Source organism: Coprococcus intestinihominis, assembly GCF_040096555.1.
Lineage (GTDB): Bacteria > Bacillota > Clostridia > Lachnospirales > Lachnospiraceae > Coprococcus_A > Coprococcus_A intestinihominis.
The window spans coordinates 1-1555 of the sequence record NZ_JBBMEK010000422.1; the positions used below are offsets into that span (position 1 = coordinate 1).

General features: G+C 47.5%; 1 protein-coding gene. It reads right to left on the bottom strand.

Going from position 1 to position 1555, the window contains the following annotated elements:
• Positions 1–1498: DEAD/DEAH box helicase (locus WMO25_RS17865; RefSeq protein ID WP_349086557.1), on the bottom strand; the 1498-nt coding region annotated here is incomplete at its 3' end.
• Between the last annotated feature and the right edge of the window lie 57 nt (positions 1499–1555).

The window sequence follows — 1555 nt, forward strand, 5'->3', positions numbered from 1 at the left end:
TCAATTTTTCTGCAATTTGTCGATTAATTGTTTCTTTTTCCTTCGATGCCGAACCAGGTTGACAATCCAAAACTGCCGCCCCCTGCTTGGCATACTCAAGAAAAGCTTTCAAATCTCTCAACCCTCTGGCACTGTGCTCTGTTGTCCGCATGGCAGATGGTTCAAAGGATGTATAAACCAACAGTTCCTGTCTGGCTCTTGTCACTGCCACATTCAGACGTCTGTGTCCGCCTTCCTGATTCACCGGTCCGAAATTCATGCTCATATGCCCCTCTTCATCCGGTCCGTAACCAAGGGAAAAAATAATCACATCCCGCTCATCACCCTGAATATTTTCAAGATTTTTGATGAACAATGGCGGATTCATCCCGGAAACTGCTTCATGGAAGGCCGGATTCTGGTCCATTCTTTCCTGCAGCCGATCATTGATCAATCCTCTCTGCTGAATATTCAAGGTCATCACACCGATGGACTGAGCCTTTCCGGCCATGATACGCCGCTCAAGTTCGTCCACAACAGCTTTTGCCTCTGCTTCATTGGTTCTTGTCCCGGCACGATCATAAATACCACCTACATTGATAAACTGAACAGCTGAAACAGATGCATCCACCGACGGAAATGTTCTGAGTTCACTGTCATAATAATGGGTATTGGAAAACGTGATCAGGCTCTCATGGGCTGAGCGGTAATGCCAGCTCAGATAACACTGCGGCATATTCAGCGCCAATGCATCGTCAAGAATGCTCTCCAGATCATCCATTTCAATATCCTCTCCGGCACTTTTCTTTTTGAAGAAATTGGTCGGCGGCATCTGCTGTTCATCCCCGGCAATAACCACACTTTTTCCTCTGGCAATGGCACCCACCGCTTCACAGGTCGGAAGCTGGGAAGCTTCATCCATGATCACCAGATCAAACTTCGGAAAATCCGGAGCAATAAACTGAGCCACAGAAGCCGGGCTCATAAGCATACACGGTGCCAGCAGTTGTACAGCCTCAGGCATTTTGGAGAAGAGCTGTCGAATCGTCATTTTTGAACCGGCACCCATAATGGCTTTCTTAAGAATACTCAGGTCTTTGGAATCGCTGCCATCCATGCGGTCCGGCAGCCGCTCCAGTAATCTTGCACGGATTTCCTGACGGCTCATTTCTTCAAAATCCTCGCTGAGTTTACGGTACTTCTCGATGATCTGTTCATAAGCCAGACCGCTGAAATACTGAAGCTGTGGCTCTTTTTCAATCGTCCGTTTCACGTAAGTGCCTGCCCACCCCTTATAAAAAGCAGGAATCATCTCTTCTGCCTGCAGCCCCTGTTCAATGGCTGCCACAACCGCAGACAGGCCCATGGCCTGCGCCTGCCGGCTTTCTTTTCGATAGCTGCACCATGCATCCAAATCCTGGTAATTGGCCTGCCAGTTTTTAAGCATTCCTTCCCATGCATCACTGAGCATAATTTCTGAAATATTGTCTTTCCGACCGTCATGATCATAGTCTGCCATCTGCATGATATTTTCTGTACACTGTTTCAAACCCAGATACTGATTGGCAATTTTTTT